We start from the raw sequence: 17,907 nt of genomic DNA, 5'->3' as shown, positions 1-17,907 counted from the left end.
ATTGTGATTTCTAAACCAGATAAAAACAAACTCCGTCAAAAACGCCACATTCGCGTTCGCGGAAAAATCTCAGGTACTGCTGAGACTCCACGTTTGAACGTTTTCCGTTCAAACACAAACATCTATGCACAAGTTATTGATGACGAAGCAGCTGTAACACTTGCATCTGCATCATCACTCAAATTGACTGGTACTAAAACAGAACAAGCTGCTGAAGTTGGTAAACTTGTTGCTGAAGCTGCTAAAGCTAAAGGCATCGAAGCAGTTGTATTTGACCGCGGTGGTTATCTCTATCACGGACGTATCCAAGCACTTGCAGAAGCTGCACGTGAAGCTGGATTGAAATTCTAAGGAAAGGGGTAATCATTAAAATGGCTAGAAACGAAGAAGTTAAAGAATTCGAAGAACGCGTTGTTGGAATCAACCGCGTTACTAAAGTTGTTAAAGGTGGACGTCGTCTCCGCTTTGCTGCACTTGTTGTAGTTGGTGACCGTAACGGTCGCGTAGGTTTCGGTACTGGTAAAGCTCAAGAAGTTCCAGAAGCAATCCGTAAAGCTATCGAAGCAGCTAAGAAAAACATCGTGACAGTTCCTATGGTAGGAACTACTGTACCTCACGAAGTACTTGGTGTATTCGGCGGTGGTAAAATCCTTATCAAACCAGCTGTAGAAGGTTCTGGAGTTGCCGCAGGTGGTGCCGTTCGTGCCGTCCTCGAACTCGCAGGTGTTGCTGACGTAACATCTAAATCATTAGGTTCAAACACAGCAATCAACGTTGTTCGCGCAACAGTTGAAGGTTTGCAACAATTGAAACGCGCTGAAGAAGTTGCGGAACTCCGCGGCAAATCAGTAAGCGATTTGGCATAAGGAGGATATCATGGCTCAAATCAAAATTACATTGGTAAAATCACCAATCGGCCGTATCCCTGCACAACGTAAAACTGTTGTTGCACTTGGCCTTGGTAAACTTGGTTCATCAGTTGTGAAAGAAGACAATGCAGCACTTCGCGGCATGGCTAACTCAATTTCACACTTGGTAACAATTGAAGAAGTTAAATAATAATTAAAAAAGTTCAGATTATCTGGACTTTTTTTCTGAGGAAATTGTAAAAATTTTCAAGATGTCGAATTAAATAAGTAAAAATGTACATTAAATTTTAAGGTATAATTGTTTTTAAATGTGAAAGGAAGAGAAGAATGAACAAACGAATTTTTGCACTTGCGACAGTAGCACTTGCATCAGTAATTGTACTTGCAGGTTGCGGAGGACGCAATACAGAAAGATCGCAAGGAAAAACAGACCTTAATGCAGCCTTAGTTTTAGGTAATGATGGGGTTGATGATCGCTCATTTAACCAATCAGCTTGGGAAGGTCTTCAAGCTTGGGGTAAAGATAACGGGCTTTCAAAAGGAAAGGGAATTAACTACTTCCAATCTAACTCTCCAGCTGAATTCACTTCAAACTTTAATTCGGCCGTTTCAGGTGGTTATGATCTTGTGTTCAGCATTGGCTTTGTTTTGCACGAAGCAACTTCTCAAGCCGCACAAAACAATCCTGATACAAAATTTGCTGTTATCGATTCGGTCATCGAAGGTAAAGACAATGTGGTCTCTGCAACTTTTGCGGATCAACAGTCAGCTTACCTTGCGGGTGTCGCAGCAGCAAAAACAAGTAAAACAAATCATGTTGGTTTCATCGGTGGGATCAAGTCAGATGTTCTTGCCGCTTTTGAAACAGGCTTTACAGCGGGTGCCAAATCAGTATCACCAGATATCAAAGTTGATGTACAATATGCGCAGTCCTTCACAGATGCCGGCAAAGGTAAAACAATGGCTTCAGCAATGTACGCTAGTGGTGCAGATGTGATTTATCAAGCAGCAGGTAGTGTCGGAACAGGTTTGTTCACAGAAGCTAAGAATTTGAATGAAACAAGAAAAGAAGAAGATAAAGTATGGGTTGTTGGTGTTGACCAGGACCAAGAATATTTAGGTGGGTATACATCAAAAGATGGAAAAAAATCAAACTTTGTCCTTGTTTCAACAGTTAAAGAAGTTGGAAACGCAGTTAAAGATATTGCCAATAGAACAGAAAAAGGGAAATTCCCTGGTGGTGAAAACCTCAAGTATGATCTTTCTAACGGCGGTGTAACACTTGCTCGAGATAATGCTTCAGATGAAGCTTGGAAAGCAGTTGAAGCAGCAAAAGCTGATATTGTTTCAGGAAAAATTGAAGTTCCAGCAAAATAAACGAAAAAAGGGTATGAAAGACATACTCTTTTTTCTGTTTTAGAAAAGGAAAAGACTATGGAATGATTTGCTTTTTCAGAGTAAATTTAGTAAAATGGAAAAGGTTTAAAAGCCAAAAATTAGAAAAGTACAGGCGAGTTGAACTCCATCCTTCCTTAGAGTGGAGCGAGGCGGCAGCATTGTACAAAATAAGGAGAAAACATGAAACTTCATGAAATGAAAGCTGCTGAAGGCAGCCGTAAAGTTCGCAACCGTGTAGGTCGTGGTACTTCATCTGGTAACGGTAAAACATCTGGTCGTGGACAAAAAGGTCAAAAATCACGTTCAGGTGGTGGCGTACGTCCTGGTTTTGAAGGTGGACAAACAGAATTGTTCCGTCGTCTTCCAAAACGCGGATTTACTAACGTAAACCGTAAAGAATACGCAATCGTAAACCTTGACACTTTGAACCGTCTTGGTGATGGTGCTGAAGTTACAGCTGAAACTCTTGTAGCTGCTAAAATCATCAAAGATGTTAAATCTGGTATCAAAGTTCTTGCTAACGGCGAATTGACAGTTAAAAACCTTAAGGTTAACGTTGCTAAAGCATCTTCTGCTGCGAAAGCTGCTATTGAAGCTGCTGGTGGTTCTGTAGAACTTCTTGAAGCAAAATAATTCAATTGGCGGTTGATTTTCAACCGCTTATTTTATAGGGTTAATATTTAAGAAAGTTTAGAGGGAAATTATGTTTTTCAAAACTCTAAAGGAAGCTTTCAAAATAAAAGATGTAAGAGCACGGATTATCTTCACCATCTTTATTCTGTTTGTCTTTCGATTAGGTGCGCATATCACAGTACCGGGGATCAATGTTGAAAACTTGAATGCCCTGAGTGATTTACCGTTCTTGAACATGATGAACTTGGTGTCTGGTAATGCCATGCAAAACTATTCATTGTTTGCTATGGGGGTATCACCTTACATCACAGCATCAATTATCGTTCAACTTTTACAAATGGATATTTTGCCGAAGTTTGTAGAGTGGTCAAAACAAGGGGAAATCGGACGTCGTAAGCTTAATCAAGCGACACGCTATATTACTTTAGTTTTGGCTATGGCTCAATCTATCGGTATCACTGCAGGTTTCCAAGCTATGAGCTCGGCAAATATCGTACAAAATCCTAACTGGCAAACTTACCTAATGATTGGTGTCATTTTGACAACAGGATCAATGGTTGTTACATGGATGGGTGAACAAATCAATGAAAAAGGGTTTGGTTCTGGTATTTCTGTTATTATCTTTGCGGGTATCGTTTCAGGTATTCCAAGCGCCATTCACGAAGTTTATACAGAGTGGTTTGTAAATGTTCGTCCGAGTCAAATTCCAATGTCGTGGGTAATGGTCGCTATTCTGGTTGTTGCTTCAGCATTGATTATTTACTTTACAACATTTGTACAACAAGCAGAACGTAAAGTTCCGATTCAATACACTAAGTTGACACAAGGGGCGCCTACAAGTTCATACTTGCCACTTCGTGTTAACCCAGCAGGCGTTATTCCAGTAATCTTTGCAGGTTCTATCACAACTGCTCCAGCAACGATTTTACAGTTCTTACAACGCGCTCAAGGTAACAATGTTGGCTGGCTGAATAGCTTACAATCAGCCCTTTCTTATAATACATGGACAGGGATGTTACTTTATGGCTTATTGATTGTTCTCTTTACCTTCTTCTACTCATTTGTACAAGTTAATCCAGAAAAGATGGCAGAAAATCTGCAAAAACAAGGTTCATATATCCCATCTGTTCGTCCAGGTAAAGGGACTGAAAAATATGTTTCAGGCTTACTTATGCGTCTGGCAACAGTCGGGGCACTTTTCCTTGGCTTTATTTCGATTCTTCCAATCGTTGCCCAAAATATTTGGGGATTGCCAAAAATCGTTGCCTTGGGAGGAACATCGCTCTTGATCTTGATTCAGGTTGCTATTCAAGCTGTTAAACAACTTGAAGGTTATCTCTACAAGAAAAACTACAAAGGATTTATGGATAATCCAATTGAAAGCTAAAAAAATCTTGCTTCGGCAAGGTTTTTCTTTATTTATCGTAAGAAATGCGGTAAAATATTAAGGTATAATTTATATTATGTTGTCTGTAAACTCATAAGCAAGAGTTGCAGCATCTATAGTAAAACTTGTAAGAAGAAAACGGGAGAAAAGAATGAACTTGTTAATCATGGGCTTGCCAGGCGCAGGTAAAGGTACACAGGCAGAATTTATCGTTAAAAATTACGGTGTGAATCACATTTCTACAGGAGATATGTTCCGTGCAGCGATGAAAAATGAAACTGAGATGGGCAAACTTGCTAAATCTTATATCGACAAAGGAGCATTGGTTCCAGATGAAGTAACAAACGGTATCGTCAAAGAACGTTTGGCACAAGATGACATCAAAGCTTCAGGATTCTTGCTTGATGGTTATCCACGTACATTTGACCAAGCAGAAGCTTTGGACAAAATGTTGGTAGAACTTGGCATTAAACTTGATGCAGTCATCAACATCGAAGTAAACCCAGATATCTTGGTCGAACGCTTAAGTGGACGTTATATCTGCCGTACATGTGGCGCAACATATCACAAACTATTCAAACCTACAAAAGTTGAAGGCACATGTGATGTATGTGGAGGACATGACCTTTATCAACGTGCCGATGATGTTCCAGAAACAGTTAAAAATCGCCTAGAAGTAAACATCAAGGAATCAGCACCAATCTTGAAACACTATACAGAACTTGGTTTAGTTAAATCAATCGATGGCGGACAAGCTATGGAGAAAGTAACCGAAGATATTCAAGCTGTTCTTGGCTAAAATAGAACAAAAAAAACACTGAACATTATTTCAGTGTTTTTTGTTTGTCTATCTTCGGAAAAGACGTTTTAATAAAGAAACAATTAAGAAAAGTGCAACGAAGATTAAGGTAATTGCAGAACTTGCAGGCGCATTGAAGTAATAGGAGATGATCAATCCACTGTTCATACCAATAAAACCAATGATAACTGACCAGATTAGTACGGTCTTGAAGGATTTTCCAATAAGCATAGATACACTAGCGGGTAAAACCATGATTGCAGAAACCAGTAGGGCGCCACAGGCAGGAATCATCAAAGCAATCGCCAAACCAGTTACAATATTAAAAATCATTGACATAGCACGGACGGGAAGACCATCTACTAAAGCTGTATCTTCATCAAAAGTCATCACATAAAGTGGACGGAGAAAGAATATAAAGCCAGCTAGAACAATCAGAGCGATGATGTAAAGCATCACGACTTGCGGAGTAGCGATAGTTACAATTGAACCAAAAAGATATTGGTCAATGCTGATGCTGGTTTTACTCCCTGCCACATTAATAATAAACATGGCTAAAGCAAGTCCAGCGGACATTAAAATCGCAGTTGCGAGCTCAAGATAATTTTTATAGACGGTACGGAGAAATTCCATAAAGATAGCGGCAATAATAACGACAATTAAAGTTGTCCATGTCGGATTTAAACTAAAGAGGACTCCGAAAGCAACGCCTGCTAGAGAAACATGGGAGAGGGTGTCAGAGAGTAGAGACTGACGACGCAGAACAAGGAAAACCCCAAGAAGTGGTGCAAAAAGTGAAATGGCAGTTGTCGCTAGTAAAGCGTTGCGCATAAAGTCATAAGAGAGGATTTCAAACATTAGCTTTTACCTCCTGTTTCATTTTTGCATTAGGGTTGCCATGGACTTCAAAGCATTCAAATTTTCCGTTTTTGTCTCGGGCAAGGTGGATGTTTCGGTCCATATATTTTTTAACAGAGTCAGGATCGTGTGTAACCATGAGAACACTTTTACCATGCTCATGTGCAGCATGGGCCATGAGCTCATAAAAGGCTTCTGTGGTTACATCGTCCATCCCGACAGTTGGTTCATCCAGAACAAAGACATCAGGGTCAGAAGCAAATGTACGAGCAATGATGATACGTTGCTTTTGTCCACCGGAAAGCTCTCCAATTTTTTTATGACGAAAGTCCCACATGCCTACAGCATTAAGCGCAGCTTCTACGTGTTCTTCGTCATGTGCATTAAGCTTGCGGAACCAACCTTTACGGGGGTAACGTCCAGAACGAACAAATTCATGAACAGTTGAGGGGAAACCCGCATTGAAACTGGAAATTTGTTGCGGGACGTAGGCGATACGTAAACGGCGATTTTGTGTGTCATGGCGTGCAATGATAACTTTACCAGACTTAGGTTTCAAAATACCGAGCGTTATTTTGATTAGCGTTGACTTTGCTGCACCGTTTTCTCCAGTCAATGTTACAAATTCCCCTGGGTTAACCGAGTAACTCACCTCTTCTAAAACAGGATTATTGTCATAATAAAAGCTTACATTTTGAACATCAATATAAGGCATAATTTTTATTTACTTTCTAAACTACTTAAATTTTTCAGCGAGTTGATGAAGAAAGTCTTGGATTACTTTTTGTTCATCTTCTGTATATTTCTGTGTAAGTTGCTGATAACTGTCTAGCGTTGCCTCATGATGTGCAGCGTGTTCACGTGCAATGGGCAATGCTTTTTCTGTTAGATTCCATAAAACAACACGTTCATCGGTCTTACTTTTCGTGGGCGATATAAGTTCTAAATCTTGTAACTTTTTTAAAGCTTTAGTGATGGCAGCCGGAGAGACCGAAAGGGTTTCTGCCATCCGAGCATTGGTTGTTGGTTCTCCATTCAGGAGCATCAAGAGATGCTCTTGAGTAGAAGTTAATTTGATATCACTTTGACACTTTCCAAGAAGAATTTCGTGCTTGTTTTCAGCAAATTGCATGACTTGAGATAAGAATTGATCAATTTGTTTTTCTAAATTTGTATGCATAATTCCTCTCCTCTCCTTTCATTTACTGGTTAATAATAACATGGCTCTCAATAAATGTCAACCGGTTAATATTAAAGTAGAAGGAAAAATAAAGGAAAAAAATAAATAGGGGGCTTGTCATTTGTCAGCCAGTGTGCTATAATATATCAGTCCGACTTTTTAGATACACTTGTATCTTTCGGGGATTTTTAAGGAGGTACTTTTGCTTGGCAAAAGATGATGTTATCGAAATTGAAGGTAAAGTAGTAGATACTATGCCGAATGCGATGTTCACTGTTGAACTTGAAAATGGTCACAAAGTTTTGGCGACGATTTCTGGAAAAATTCGTAAGAATTATATCCGTATCCTGCCTGGCGACCGCGTGCAAGTGGAAATGTCACCATATGATTTGACACGTGGACGCATTACCTACCGTTTTAAATAACCTGGACATTCATTGAGTGCGAAAGCACAGTAACCATAGAAAGGAAGACACAATGAAAGTAAGACCATCAGTTAAACCAATCTGCGAATACTGTAAAGTAATTCGTCGTAACGGTCGTGTTATGGTAATTTGCCCTGTAAATCCAAAACATAAACAACGTCAGGGATAGAAAGGAACTATTAAATTATGGCTCGTTTTGCTGGAGTTGATATTCCAAACGAAAAACGTATCGTTATTTCATTGACATACGTTTACGGTGTTGGACTTCAAACTGCTAAAAAAGTGCTTGCTGCTGCAGGTGTTTCAGAAGATGTACGTACTAAAGATCTTACATCTGATCAAGAAGACGCAATTCGTCGTGAACTTGACGGCTTGAAACTCGAAGGAGATCTTCGTCGTGAAGTAAACCTCAACATCAAACGCTTAATGGAAATTGGTAGCTACCGTGGTATGCGTCACCGTCGTGGACTTCCTACACGTGGACAAAACACAAAAAACAACGCACGTACTCGTAAGGGTCCTGCTAAAGCTATCGCTGGTAAGAAAAAATAATCTAGAAAGGAGTTAAAATGGCAAAAATTACTCGTAAACGTCGTGTGAAAAAGAATATTGAAACTGGTATCGCCCACATTCAATCAACTTTTAACAACACTATCATTATGATTACTGACGTTCATGGTAACGCTCTTGCTTGGTCATCTGCAGGTTCACTTGGTTTCAAAGGTTCTAAAAAATCTACACCATTCGCTGCACAAATGGCATCTGAAGCTGCTGCTAAAGCTGCTCAAGAACAAGGGTTGAAAACAGTATCTGTTACAGTTAAAGGTCCTGGTTCAGGTCGTGAATCTGCAATCCGTGCACTCGCGGCTGCTGGTCTTAACGTAACTTCTATTAGTGATGTGACTCCTGTACCTCACAATGGTGCACGTCCTCCAAAACGTCGTCGTGTATAATCGTTAGTGAGTTGCAAAATCACTTTACTTTTCTTTTAGAGGAGACTATACATGATTGAGTTTGAAAAACCAAAAATTATTAAATTTGACGAAACAGAATTTTACGGTAAGTTTGTAGTAGAACCACTTGAACGTGGTTACGGTACAACTTTGGGTAATTCTTTACGTCGCGTTCTCTTGTCTTCATTGCCTGGGTCTGCTGTTACTTCAATCCAAATTGAAGGTGTTCAACACGAATTCGCAACAATCCCTGGTGTACGTGAAGATGTGGTCCAAATCATCCTTGCTATTAAAGGACTTGCGATCAAATCTTACGTTGAAAATGAAAAACAAATTGAGCTTGACGTTACTGGACCTATGACAGTAACTGCAGGTGACATTTTGACAGATAGTGATATCGAAATTGTCAATAAAGACCATTATCTTTTCTCTATCGCAGAAGGTCATTCTATGCGTGCTGTGATGACAGTAAACAAAGGTTACGGATACGTTCCTGCTGACGAAAACAAAGTCGAAGGCGCACCTATCGGTACAATTGCTGTGGACTCAATTTACACACCAGTTAGCAAAGTTAACTATCAAGTAGAACCAGCTCGTGTAGGTGGTGATGCATCTTACGATAAGTTGACTTTGGAAATCACTACAAACGGCACAATCGTTGCTGATGATGCTTTGTCTCTCTCTGCGAAGATTTTGACAGATCACTTGAACTTGTTTGTTGACTTGTCAGAAACAGCTTCAGAATCTGAAACTCTCGTGGCTAAAGAAGAAGTTAAAACAGAACGTGTCCTCGATAAAATTATCGAAGAAATGGACTTCTCAGTTCGTGCTTACAATGGTTTGAAACGCGCTGGAATCAATACCGTAGCTGATATTGTGGAAATGAGTGAAGCTGACATGATTAAAGTCAAAAACCTCGGTCACAAATCAGTAGAAGAAGTCAAGGTTAAATTGACTGACTTGGGCTTGGAGCTCAAAAAACGAAAATAATACAGGAGGAAAAAAATGGGTTACCGTAAACTTGGACGCACATCTTCACAACGTAAAGCTATGCTTCGTGATTTGACAACTGATCTTATCATCAACGAAACTATCGTTACAACTGAAGCTCGTGCTAAAGAAATCCGTAAAACAGTTGAAAAGATGATCACTCTTGGTAAACGTGGTGACTTGCACGCTCGTCGTCAAGCAGCAGCTTACGTTCGTAACGAAATCGCTATTAAAGATTTCAACGAAGAAACTGAAACTTTCCCAACTGCACTTCAAAAATTGTTCGACGATATTGCTAAACGCTACGAAGGCCGTAACGGTGGTTACACTCGTATCTTGAAAGTTGAACCACGTCGTGGTGATGCTGCCCCTATGGCAATCATCGAGCTTGTTTAAGAGAGTTCGGATTTAAATATTATATAAGATTACTTATTGAGTGTTATGATGATGGCGCTGTGTTTGAGTTGACGTAAAAACGTCGAGTAGCACTGCTTAGTCTAGCTCTGTCTACCGAGATATTTATTTCGGTAGTTCACTCAATATGTTTTTTTTTTGCTTTTTTATAAAAATATAGGTCTCTTTTCAATAAAGAGGCTTTTTTAAGTGTGGGGTTTAAAAGAATATAAAATTCTTTCCTTTGATATGATATAATCAAATCAAGGACTACGAACTTGGGAGAGGATATAGTGTCTGTTGTAGTGTGGAATAATTTTAAAAATAACGAAGACACTTTTTTTGTTAAGGACGTATGAATAGGAATTTATGAGAAAAAGGAATAACATTTGTGAAAAAATATAAAAAATTACTCACGCTTAGCGCTCTCGTTTTATCGTCCACACAAGGAATCTTGGTAAGTGCCAGTGAGCTTACAGCGACAAATGTGGACAGCAGTGTCCCAATAACGAGCAACGTGCAAGAAGAGGTCGAAGCTTCTAGTAGTTCAGAAGGAAGTTCTGAAAATAGTTCTACTGCTGATAGCTCTCTGGAAGATAGTATTTCTGAAAGTGACCATCAAAGTAATCCCCCTTCAGATAAGGAGACTGAAGAAACCGGGACAGCTCCAGGAAGCACAACTGAAAAACCAGAGAAAAATAACAGTGAGAAGGAAGTGGCCAAGGAGTCGGTTGCCCAAGAGTATTTTTCACGCAAAAATCTCCCCAGAGTTGGTGTTAGTCTTAAACAATTGCCCGTAAAAAATTCAGGATCTCCTTTTAGAGATATCTCACAGTCAATGTTCAAAAATAACATCAACTGGATTTATGGTCGTGGTATTACTACAGGTTATACGCCAAGCACCTATAACCCTAATGCAAAAGTAACACGCGGAGAGATGGCTGTTTTTCTACACCGCTTAGCAGGAGCACCAGCATATAAAGCGCCTTTCAATGTTTATACAGACGTTAGTCAGTACAAAAACCAAATCCTTTGGTTGACAGCGACCACAGTATCTAATGGTACAGCCCCTCACTATAATCCTAATGGTAAGGTAACTCGTGGACAAATGGCGGCCTTTCTGCACAGGATGGCAAAAGCATCAGGAAAAGCTCCTGCTTCTGCAAAATATAATCCAAAGTTTTGGGATGTCCAAAATCATATGTTTAAAAATGATATAGGATGGCTAAGTTCAAAAGGGATAACGACAGGATATACAGCGACATCTTTTAAACCAGATGCGGATATCACACGTGGAGAGATGGCCGCATTTCTCTATCGCTTCTATAGTGTTGTAGTAAATAATCAGAAACTTCCGGCAGCACCACAACCTCATGCTAATCAACCAATATATTATTCTCAGCTGGATGCAAGATGGAAGAATAACAGATTGAATGGCTCCAATGTAGGAGTTTCAGGGTGTGTACCTACAAGCTTGGCTATGATTCTACGGGGAAGCTATGGACAAAATGTTGACCCAGGAATTGTTGCTAAAAAAGCGGATACGATTAGTCACGAGAGCTTTGGACTCTCAGGGAAGGATTTGATCAATACTGCTAAAGCTTATGGACGTAGTGTAGAAGTTATCAGTAATATCAACCGAGCAGAAACTTTGCTCAGAGCAGGCTATCCTCTCATATTTTATATTAATGTGGGTATTGGCCATGCCGTTGTCGTTTCCGACTATGACAACACTAATGGTCGAGTAAATATTAACGATCCTTATGGAAAATTATTCTATCCTTCAGGAAAAACAACTTTACGTGAACTATGGGGACGTCCTAGTCAAGATGCTATGGATTGGAATGCAGGCCGTCCTGTATTTGCGATTAAGTAGGAGGAAACCATGAAAAAAATATCAGTAATAGCTCTACTCCTTGTCAGCTTGCTTGGTTTATCTGGATGTGGAAATCAGCAAACCAATAAACAACCGCAAAAGGATTCCAGTACAGTGGCAGGTAAAAGCAAAGAAAGTACAGTAAAATCCGATACAGCAACATCAAAAAATGATGCAAGTGTAGAGCAGTCTAAGTCAGAAAAAAACCAAGAATCAACAAGTAAGGATAATACCAGCACAGAGGCTTCTAAAGTGTCTCCAGATCCCCAAGCACCAGAAGCAGACCATACGGTAAGAACTGAATCAGGCAGCACCACGGACTTAGGTCAAGCACGTATTGCACTTTATGAAGCAGGTATTGATTCCCATAGTATGACGGATGATGACATTTTAACTGTCTGGGAACGTTCAAAAGACAAGGAAGAATTTGTAAAAAATGTAAAAGAATATCTCGGACAATAATGTTGTTCAGAGCTAAAAATAGGCTTTATAGAGCGTTTTAAGAAGTACTTTACAGTAAATACAATAAAAATGGTAGTGCTATTATAACTACCATTTTTATTGTATTGAATTATCATAAGGAAGAGGATTTGAGGGATTGAAGAACTCTTTGAGGAGAAAAGAAAACAGTCAGTGAAGTCTGTCTTTTGATATGTTATAATCAAATAATGAGTAAAATAAAAAGCCTTAAGAGGCTAAAATTTATTCATGCCACTGAATGGAATCGAACCATCGACCTCCACCTTACCATGGTGTTGCTCTACCGACTGAGCTACAGCGGCTATATTTGTGCTTTCGCCCAGTCAGAGAGCAACAGACGAGGATTTGCTCTGCAAACCCTTATCCACCGATTGGAAGCAGTGCTTCCAACTCTACCGACTGAGCTACAGCGGCTTATAGTTAAACCATAATTATTTTAACAAAAATACGAATAAAAGTCTATAAGAATAATAGAAATGAGGGCTTCAAAATAGCTAAAAAAAAATCAACCTTTCTTTGTCAAGAATGTGGCTATAAATCAGTAAAAAAACTCGGACGTTGTCCCAATTGTGGCGCTTGGGGCTCCTTTGTGGAAGAAGTAGAAGTCCAAGAGGTAAAAAATCAGAGAGTAAGTTTGACAGGCGAGCACTCTAAACCCATGAAGTTAGATCAGGTTGAACTTTTTGATACACCGCGCGTGGAAACCGACCTAGATGAGTTTAACCGAGTCCTTGGAGGCGGTGTCGTTCCAGGAAGTCTTGTCCTTATTGGGGGCGATCCAGGGATTGGTAAATCGACTCTACTGCTTCAAGTATCTACACAACTTGCTTCAAGAGGGCGTGTGCTTTATGTGAGTGGGGAGGAGTCAGCTCAACAAATTAAGCTGCGTGCTGAGCGTTTGGGCGACATTGATACAGATTTTTATCTTTATGCCGAAACCAATATGCAAAGTATCCGAAATGAAGTGGAACGTCTACAGCCAGATTTTCTTATTGTAGATTCGATTCAAACTATCATGACGCCTGAAATTCAGAGTACCCAGGGTTCAGTTAGTCAAGTGCGCGAGGTGACAGGAGAATTAATGCAGTTGGCCAAAACTAACGATATTGCGACTTTTATTGTCGGACATGTCACCAAGGAAGGGCAACTTGCAGGCCCACGTATGTTGGAACATATGGTTGATACCGTCTTGTATTTTGAAGGAGAACGCCAAAATACATTCCGAATTTTACGCGCGGTCAAAAACCGTTTTGGTTCAACAAATGAAATTGGAATTTTCGAGATGCAAGGCAGTGGTTTAGTGGAAGTAACCAACCCGAGTGAAGTCTTTCTGGAAGAACGTCTAGAGGGTTCTACTGGATCTGCTATCGTCTGTGCGTTAGAAGGTACTCGTCCGATATTGGTTGAAATTCAAGCTTTGACAACACCAACCATGTTTGGGAATGCCAAACGTACAACCTCCGGTTTAGACTTTAACCGTGTGAGTTTAATCATGGCAGTACTTGAAAAGCGTGCCGGTTTTCTTTTACAACAGCAAGATGCTTACTTGAAATCTGCAGGTGGGGTCAAGTTGGATGAACCAGCCATCGACTTGGCAGTCGCTGTGGCAATTGCTTCCAGCTATAAGGAAGAGCCAACAGATGCACGCGAATGCTTTATTGGCGAAATTGGCCTAACTGGAGAAATCCGACGTGTCACACGTATGGAGCAACGTCTCAATGAAGCAAGTAAATTAGGTTTCCAAAAAGTATATGCGCCTAAGAATAGCTTAGCAGGTGTAGATATTCCAGAAAATTTGCAAGTGATCGGCGTGACGACTTTATCTGAATGTTTGAAAAAAGTGTTTGGCTAAGAAAAAGCTTTGTGAGTCAAGATGTCATAATCGTAATGGGACAAACAAGTATCTTGTTATGATGTGTGATATAATTGACACAGAGCTTTTTAGTTATAAAAAATTGAGGCTATGTACAGAAAGGAAGTCTTATGCGTCGTTGGATAATTCATGTTCTCATGGGTATTGTGGGTGCTTCTTTAGGCATCACTACTCTCCCTTGGGTTTGGCACCTCTTTAGACAAGAGGGAAATGCTTTTAATCAGGAAATTGTAAATGGGTTAATTGGAGCAATTATTTTTGTTATTTTATCATTCTTTATGTCCAATTTGCTGATGCGAGCATTGAAAAAACTAGATCAAAAAATCACGAGAGTCAATCTTTCAAAAATGGTATTTAATTTTATTGGTGCTATTTTAGGTCTGACCGTAGGTGTGCTTTTAACGATTCCTCTCTCTTTACTCGGGGTACCAGTATTAAGCAACATTATTTCCTTTGTGCTGATCATTGGTCTGCTTTATCTTGGCTATACGGTCTTTGATAAGCGAGGAGATGAAATCTTTAAAATCGTTTTTCGTAAACGTAAAGAAGTCGCTGCAGTGGATAAGCCCGTGGTCAAAGAAGTCGCTACAGCTCAACATGCTATGATTTTGGATACAAGTTCGGTTATTGACGGACGTATTTTGGATGTATTAAAAACAGGTTTTATCAGTGATAAAGTAATTGTACCTAATTTTGTATTACTAGAGCTCCAGCTCATTTCAGATAGTGCTGATCCCTTGAAACGTGCCAAGGGTCGCCGTGGTTTGGATCTCGTAAATTCCTTAAAAGAATTTGACAATGTTGAAATTTCTAATAAAGACTATAAGGACATACGCGAGGTTGACACTAAACTGCTTCGCTATGCTAGCGAAATCGGTGCGAAGTTGGTCACAAACGATTTTAATCTCAACAAAGTAGCGGAGATCCAAGGCGTAATCGTCCTAAACATTAATGATCTTGCAAACGCCGTTAAGACACAACTGGTGGTTGGGGAGCAGATTGAAGTAACAATCATTCGTGAAGGTTCTGAACGTCAGCAAGGTGTAGCCTATCTACCAGATGGTACAATGATTGTCATTGAAGATACGGCCAAAATGATTGATAAAAAAGTTTTGGTTGAGGTTGCAAAAGTTCTGCAAACAAGTGCAGGACGTATGATTTTTGCTGAGCTTGTTCATCCAAAATAGTTAAACAAAAATAAGGAGAAACATGTACTTTAAGCGTTTTTTACAACTTTTTCTTATCTATGTACTAGCAGCACTTGTCCTTGTTGGTATTATTTCAACAAATTTTTTGCAAAATAAAAATCTGACTTTTATCCTAGCTTTACTTATCTCCTACGCAGTACTAACCTTGCCCTTGGTTCTTTTGACCGTGTTGAAAACCAATAAAAAAGCAACGAGTGTTGGTGCTCAAGGTCAAGGAGGTGAAGTACGACGTATATTGGGACTTCTTCCGGGTTACCTTGCTTTGAGTTGTTTAACAAAAGATGGGGGATCAGCAACGACGATTATGAGTTTTATCCAATCAGTCCATGAAGAAAATATATTTTACATGGTAGCTGATAAGCATGCCCGTAAAGTACAAAGCATTAAGGAAAATCCTGAGGTCTCTTTCACTACATGGTTTGATAGTTTAGAGAAGGGGGAGCGGTTATCCTCAAATAACGTGTATGCCGAAGTCTTAGAAGAAGCGGCAGCAAAAGAATGTGTTAAACAGGAACCTAATCTACTGAAGGTGCATGAAAATGCGGCAAATATGGCCATTATCAAACTTACGGTTAAATCCTTGGTTCATGAAAACTTTAAAGAAGGTAGCCACATAATAGAATTTAATTGAAGTCTTTTTAGACTTCTTTTTTGTTACACAGATACAAAAAATACGTATAAGTTCATAGTTGCAATAAAACTTTAGAAATGTTATTCTAATTATGAAGGCGGTTACATTTTCGCTTTTGTCGTATTATGGTTTCAAACAAAAAAGGGGAAAAGCCCCGAAGCATATATCTATATGGAGGATAATTTGATGAAAATAGGTGTTCCAACAGAGATCAAAAAACACGAATATCGTGTAGGACTTGCACCAGAATTTGCTGCAGCTTATGTTGCCGCTGGACATGATGTCTATATTCAAAAAGGGGCAGGTGAAGGCTCATCATATTCCGATGAACTTTACACAGCAGTTGGCTGTAATATCTTACCAACTGCCGAGGATATTTATGAAACAGCGGATATGATTATAAAGGTCAAAGAACCGCTTGAGCCAGAATATTCATTGATGCGTGAGGGACAAATATTTTATACCTATTTCCATTTAGCAGCAGATAAAGCATTGACAGAAGCTGTTTTAGATAAGAAAATTGTCGCAATTGCCTATGAAACCATCCGCGACCGTAACGGTGCACTGCCAGCGCTTAAACCCATGTCTGAAATTGCAGGGCGTTTATCAGTCCAAGAAGGTGCGAAATACTTGGAACGTCCTTTTGGAGGACGTGGTGTTCTTCTTGGAGGAGTGACTGGCGTTCTTCCAGCAAATGTTTTGGTACTTGGTGGTGCAGGAGTTGTTGGTCGTAATGCTGTCGCTATGGCTGTTGGGCTTCATGCTAATGTTACTGCAGTCGATGTGAATTTAGATGCCTTAACTGAGCTTGATAAGCTCTATCAAGGGCGTGTAAACACGGTTTACAGCACTGATCATACGGTAAAAGATCTGATTTCTAAAGCAGACTTAGTGATTGGAGCTGCGCTTATCCCTGGTGCAGCTACACCACAGCTTATTCGCCGTGAACATTTACCATTGATGAAAAAAGGTGCAGTTATTGTCGATGTGGCAATTGATCAAGGAGGAACGTGTGAAAGTTCTCATGTGACTTATCATGACAACCCTGTTTTTGAAGAAGAAGGTGTTATCCACTATTGTGTTGGTAATATGCCTGGTGCTGTCCCTGTAACTTCGACAGCAGCTTTAAATAACGCCACTCTCGCAAATGGTTTAGCTATAGCCAACAAAGGTTATAAAGAAGCCTTGAGAGCTAACCCAGGTCTGAAAGAGGGACTAAATGCAGACCATGGTAAGTTGACATGTAAACCTGTTGCTGATTTCTATAACATGGTTTACACAGACATTGATGAAGTTATAAGTAATTAAATAAAAAAGCGCTGCCTGAGCAGCGTTTTTTTATAGAGGAAGAACCATGTTGTACCATGTTTCTCCTGCAAGTTGTGAGTCAGAAATTCCTTTTGAAACGAATCCATAACGTTCGTAGTAAGGAATAAGGCTTTCTACACAAGTCAAGCTGATGCCTTGACGGCTTTCCTCAGCTGCAGCTTCTTTCATCAAATCCAGTAATGAAGTAGCAATACCAAGTCCTTGGTATTCACTATCTACAGCGAGGCTAACGATAATTTGAAAGCGGTCAGTCGGAAGACTTGCTTCTGTTTTTTCAAACATATCGTCTGTCAGATAACATTTATCAGAAGTTGGGCCCACAAGAATGCCGACCACTTTACCTTCTTCATTTCGAGCGACGAAAAAGCGCTCAGGAATGACTTGGATACGTTCTAACATTGAAGCGCGTGAGAGTACCTCATCCGCTGGGAAAGAAGTCTCTTCAATGTGCATCACATCATCAATGTCTGTGATTTTTGCTTTGTCATATGTAATTTTAGTCATATCTCTATTCTAACATGGTCCTCCTTGTCGAGTCAATGAAGCTTATGTTTCTTTAATTACAGTATGATTTTATAATGACTCACTGTTAGAAACATTGCTCATAATATGATAAAATAAAAAG

At 39.7% G+C, this 17,907-nt stretch carries 23 protein-coding genes and 1 tRNA gene; 19 read left to right on the top strand and 5 right to left on the bottom strand.

Annotated elements, in window-relative coordinates:
• Positions 1–3 precede the first annotated feature (3 nt).
• The 7 genes from rplR (at position 4) to BZZ03_RS05895 (ending at position 5,086) form a co-directional block, all read left to right on the top strand.
• Positions 4–351 (top strand): 50S ribosomal protein L18, encoded by a 348-nt coding sequence (gene rplR, locus BZZ03_RS05925; protein WP_003133759.1) that lies wholly within the window; start codon positions 4–6, stop codon positions 349–351.
• Between the two features lie 20 nt (positions 352–371).
• Positions 372–866 carry a 30S ribosomal protein S5 gene (rpsE, locus tag BZZ03_RS05920; protein WP_003133760.1) on the top strand — a complete coding sequence of 165 codons (495 nt, stop codon included), beginning with the start codon at positions 372–374 and terminating at the stop codon, positions 864–866.
• Positions 867–876: 10 nt separating this feature from the next.
• A complete protein-coding gene (gene rpmD / locus BZZ03_RS05915; RefSeq protein ID WP_003134512.1) occupies positions 877–1,059 on the top strand; it encodes a 50S ribosomal protein L30 in 183 nt (60 codons plus the stop codon).
• A 137-nt stretch (positions 1,060–1,196) separates the two neighbouring features.
• Positions 1,197–2,246 carry a BMP family lipoprotein gene (locus tag BZZ03_RS05910; RefSeq protein WP_003133762.1) on the top strand — a complete coding sequence of 350 codons (1,050 nt, stop codon included), beginning with the start codon at positions 1,197–1,199 and terminating at the stop codon, positions 2,244–2,246.
• Positions 2,247–2,447: 201 nt separating this feature from the next.
• Positions 2,448–2,900, top strand: coding sequence for a 50S ribosomal protein L15 (gene rplO, locus BZZ03_RS05905; RefSeq protein WP_003133763.1), 453 nt, complete (start codon positions 2,448–2,450; stop codon positions 2,898–2,900).
• Between the two features lie 70 nt (positions 2,901–2,970).
• A complete protein-coding gene (secY, locus tag BZZ03_RS05900) occupies positions 2,971–4,287 on the top strand; it encodes a preprotein translocase subunit SecY (RefSeq protein ID WP_019291430.1) in 1,317 nt (438 codons plus the stop codon).
• A gap of 151 nt (positions 4,288–4,438) precedes the next feature.
• Positions 4,439–5,086 carry an adenylate kinase gene (locus tag BZZ03_RS05895; protein ID WP_003133767.1) on the top strand — a complete coding sequence of 216 codons (648 nt, stop codon included), beginning with the start codon at positions 4,439–4,441 and terminating at the stop codon, positions 5,084–5,086.
• Positions 5,087–5,134: 48 nt separating this feature from the next.
• Here BZZ03_RS05895 and BZZ03_RS05890 read toward each other — a convergent pair whose 3' ends face one another.
• The 3 genes from BZZ03_RS05890 to BZZ03_RS05880 are packed head-to-tail and all read right to left on the bottom strand — an operon-like array spanning position 5,135 to position 7,124.
• Positions 5,135–5,944 (bottom strand): metal ABC transporter permease, encoded by an 810-nt coding sequence (locus tag BZZ03_RS05890; RefSeq protein ID WP_019291429.1) that lies wholly within the window; start codon positions 5,942–5,944, stop codon positions 5,135–5,137.
• Positions 5,937–6,659, bottom strand: coding sequence for a metal ABC transporter ATP-binding protein (locus BZZ03_RS05885; protein ID WP_040086829.1), 723 nt, complete (start codon positions 6,657–6,659; stop codon positions 5,937–5,939). The genes BZZ03_RS05890 and BZZ03_RS05885 overlap by 8 nt, the downstream gene beginning before the upstream one ends.
• Positions 6,660–6,680: 21 nt before the next feature.
• Positions 6,681–7,124, bottom strand: a complete 444-nt coding sequence (locus tag BZZ03_RS05880) for a zinc-dependent MarR family transcriptional regulator (RefSeq protein ID WP_019291427.1) — start codon at positions 7,122–7,124, stop codon at positions 6,681–6,683.
• Positions 7,125–7,330: 206 nt separating this feature from the next.
• Between BZZ03_RS05880 and infA the strand changes: the two genes are divergently transcribed.
• From infA to BZZ03_RS05840, 8 genes are all read left to right on the top strand, one after another.
• Entirely contained in the window at positions 7,331–7,549 is a 219-nt protein-coding gene (gene infA / locus BZZ03_RS05875) for a translation initiation factor IF-1 (RefSeq protein WP_003133772.1), read from the top strand.
• A 52-nt stretch (positions 7,550–7,601) separates the two neighbouring features.
• On the top strand, positions 7,602–7,718 hold the full coding sequence (gene rpmJ, locus BZZ03_RS05870; protein WP_014024193.1) for a 50S ribosomal protein L36: 117 nt from the start codon (positions 7,602–7,604) through the stop codon (positions 7,716–7,718).
• A gap of 17 nt (positions 7,719–7,735) precedes the next feature.
• Entirely contained in the window at positions 7,736–8,101 is a 366-nt protein-coding gene (gene rpsM / locus BZZ03_RS05865) for a 30S ribosomal protein S13 (protein WP_003133773.1), read from the top strand.
• A gap of 17 nt (positions 8,102–8,118) precedes the next feature.
• A complete protein-coding gene (gene rpsK, locus BZZ03_RS05860; protein WP_003133774.1) occupies positions 8,119–8,502 on the top strand; it encodes a 30S ribosomal protein S11 in 384 nt (127 codons plus the stop codon).
• A 51-nt stretch (positions 8,503–8,553) separates the two neighbouring features.
• Complete coding sequence (locus BZZ03_RS05855; protein ID WP_003133775.1) at positions 8,554–9,492, top strand: DNA-directed RNA polymerase subunit alpha; 939 nt, start codon at positions 8,554–8,556, stop codon at positions 9,490–9,492.
• Between the two features lie 15 nt (positions 9,493–9,507).
• Entirely contained in the window at positions 9,508–9,888 is a 381-nt protein-coding gene (rplQ, locus tag BZZ03_RS05850; protein WP_003133776.1) for a 50S ribosomal protein L17, read from the top strand.
• A gap of 388 nt (positions 9,889–10,276) precedes the next feature.
• Entirely contained in the window at positions 10,277–11,761 is a 1,485-nt protein-coding gene (locus BZZ03_RS05845) for an S-layer homology domain-containing protein (protein WP_019335986.1), read from the top strand.
• Between the two features lie 9 nt (positions 11,762–11,770).
• On the top strand, positions 11,771–12,223 hold the full coding sequence (locus BZZ03_RS05840) for a hypothetical protein (RefSeq protein ID WP_086582769.1): 453 nt from the start codon (positions 11,771–11,773) through the stop codon (positions 12,221–12,223).
• A 247-nt stretch (positions 12,224–12,470) separates the two neighbouring features.
• On the opposite strand, the gene BZZ03_RS05835 is transcribed toward BZZ03_RS05840, so the two are convergent.
• Positions 12,471–12,543 (bottom strand) — tRNA-Thr (locus BZZ03_RS05835).
• 188 nt (positions 12,544–12,731) lie between these two features.
• Between BZZ03_RS05835 and radA the strand changes: the two genes are divergently transcribed.
• The 4 genes from radA (at position 12,732) to ald (ending at position 17,261) form a co-directional block, all read left to right on the top strand.
• Positions 12,732–14,093: a DNA repair protein RadA gene (gene radA / locus BZZ03_RS05830; protein WP_029345652.1), complete on the top strand. Its 1,362-nt coding sequence runs from the start codon at positions 12,732–12,734 to the stop codon at positions 14,091–14,093.
• A 131-nt stretch (positions 14,094–14,224) separates the two neighbouring features.
• Entirely contained in the window at positions 14,225–15,301 is a 1,077-nt protein-coding gene (locus BZZ03_RS05825; RefSeq protein WP_086582768.1) for a PIN/TRAM domain-containing protein, read from the top strand.
• A gap of 22 nt (positions 15,302–15,323) precedes the next feature.
• Positions 15,324–15,953, top strand: coding sequence for a pyridoxamine 5'-phosphate oxidase family protein (locus BZZ03_RS05820; protein ID WP_019292996.1), 630 nt, complete (start codon positions 15,324–15,326; stop codon positions 15,951–15,953).
• Positions 15,954–16,139: 186 nt separating this feature from the next.
• Entirely contained in the window at positions 16,140–17,261 is a 1,122-nt protein-coding gene (gene ald, locus BZZ03_RS05815; RefSeq protein WP_086582767.1) for an alanine dehydrogenase, read from the top strand.
• A gap of 30 nt (positions 17,262–17,291) precedes the next feature.
• Here ald and BZZ03_RS05810 read toward each other — a convergent pair whose 3' ends face one another.
• A complete protein-coding gene (locus tag BZZ03_RS05810) occupies positions 17,292–17,786 on the bottom strand; it encodes a GNAT family N-acetyltransferase (RefSeq protein ID WP_019291419.1) in 495 nt (164 codons plus the stop codon).
• Between the last annotated feature and the right edge of the window lie 121 nt (positions 17,787–17,907).

Source organism: Lactococcus petauri (assembly GCF_002154895.1).
GTDB classification, from domain to species: Bacteria; Bacillota; Bacilli; order Lactobacillales; family Streptococcaceae; genus Lactococcus; species Lactococcus petauri.
Note: the sequence above shows the minus strand (reverse complement) of the source record. Positions and strands in the feature narration are given on the sequence as shown.

Coding starts and splice junctions, on each gene's coding strand:
- rpsE (WP_003133760.1), top strand. CDS start 372: ATGGCTAGAAACGAAGAAGTTAAAGAATTCGAAGAACGCGTTGTTGGA.
- rpmD (WP_003134512.1), top strand. CDS start 877: ATGGCTCAAATCAAAATTACATTGGTAAAATCACCAATCGGCCGTATC.
- BZZ03_RS05910 (WP_003133762.1), top strand. CDS start 1,197: ATGAACAAACGAATTTTTGCACTTGCGACAGTAGCACTTGCATCAGTA.
- rplO (WP_003133763.1), top strand. CDS start 2,448: ATGAAACTTCATGAAATGAAAGCTGCTGAAGGCAGCCGTAAAGTTCGC.
- secY (WP_019291430.1), top strand. CDS start 2,971: ATGTTTTTCAAAACTCTAAAGGAAGCTTTCAAAATAAAAGATGTAAGA.
- BZZ03_RS05895 (WP_003133767.1), top strand. CDS start 4,439: ATGAACTTGTTAATCATGGGCTTGCCAGGCGCAGGTAAAGGTACACAG.
- BZZ03_RS05890 (WP_019291429.1), bottom strand. CDS start 5,944: ATGTTTGAAATCCTCTCTTATGACTTTATGCGCAACGCTTTACTAGCG.
- BZZ03_RS05885 (WP_040086829.1), bottom strand. CDS start 6,659: ATGCCTTATATTGATGTTCAAAATGTAAGCTTTTATTATGACAATAAT.
- BZZ03_RS05880 (WP_019291427.1), bottom strand. CDS start 7,124: ATGCATACAAATTTAGAAAAACAAATTGATCAATTCTTATCTCAAGTC.
- rpmJ (WP_014024193.1), top strand. CDS start 7,602: ATGAAAGTAAGACCATCAGTTAAACCAATCTGCGAATACTGTAAAGTA.
- rpsM (WP_003133773.1), top strand. CDS start 7,736: ATGGCTCGTTTTGCTGGAGTTGATATTCCAAACGAAAAACGTATCGTT.
- rpsK (WP_003133774.1), top strand. CDS start 8,119: ATGGCAAAAATTACTCGTAAACGTCGTGTGAAAAAGAATATTGAAACT.
- BZZ03_RS05855 (WP_003133775.1), top strand. CDS start 8,554: ATGATTGAGTTTGAAAAACCAAAAATTATTAAATTTGACGAAACAGAA.
- rplQ (WP_003133776.1), top strand. CDS start 9,508: ATGGGTTACCGTAAACTTGGACGCACATCTTCACAACGTAAAGCTATG.
- BZZ03_RS05840 (WP_086582769.1), top strand. CDS start 11,771: ATGAAAAAAATATCAGTAATAGCTCTACTCCTTGTCAGCTTGCTTGGT.
- BZZ03_RS05825 (WP_086582768.1), top strand. CDS start 14,225: ATGCGTCGTTGGATAATTCATGTTCTCATGGGTATTGTGGGTGCTTCT.
- BZZ03_RS05820 (WP_019292996.1), top strand. CDS start 15,324: ATGTACTTTAAGCGTTTTTTACAACTTTTTCTTATCTATGTACTAGCA.
- ald (WP_086582767.1), top strand. CDS start 16,140: ATGAAAATAGGTGTTCCAACAGAGATCAAAAAACACGAATATCGTGTA.
- BZZ03_RS05810 (WP_019291419.1), bottom strand. CDS start 17,786: ATGACTAAAATTACATATGACAAAGCAAAAATCACAGACATTGATGAT.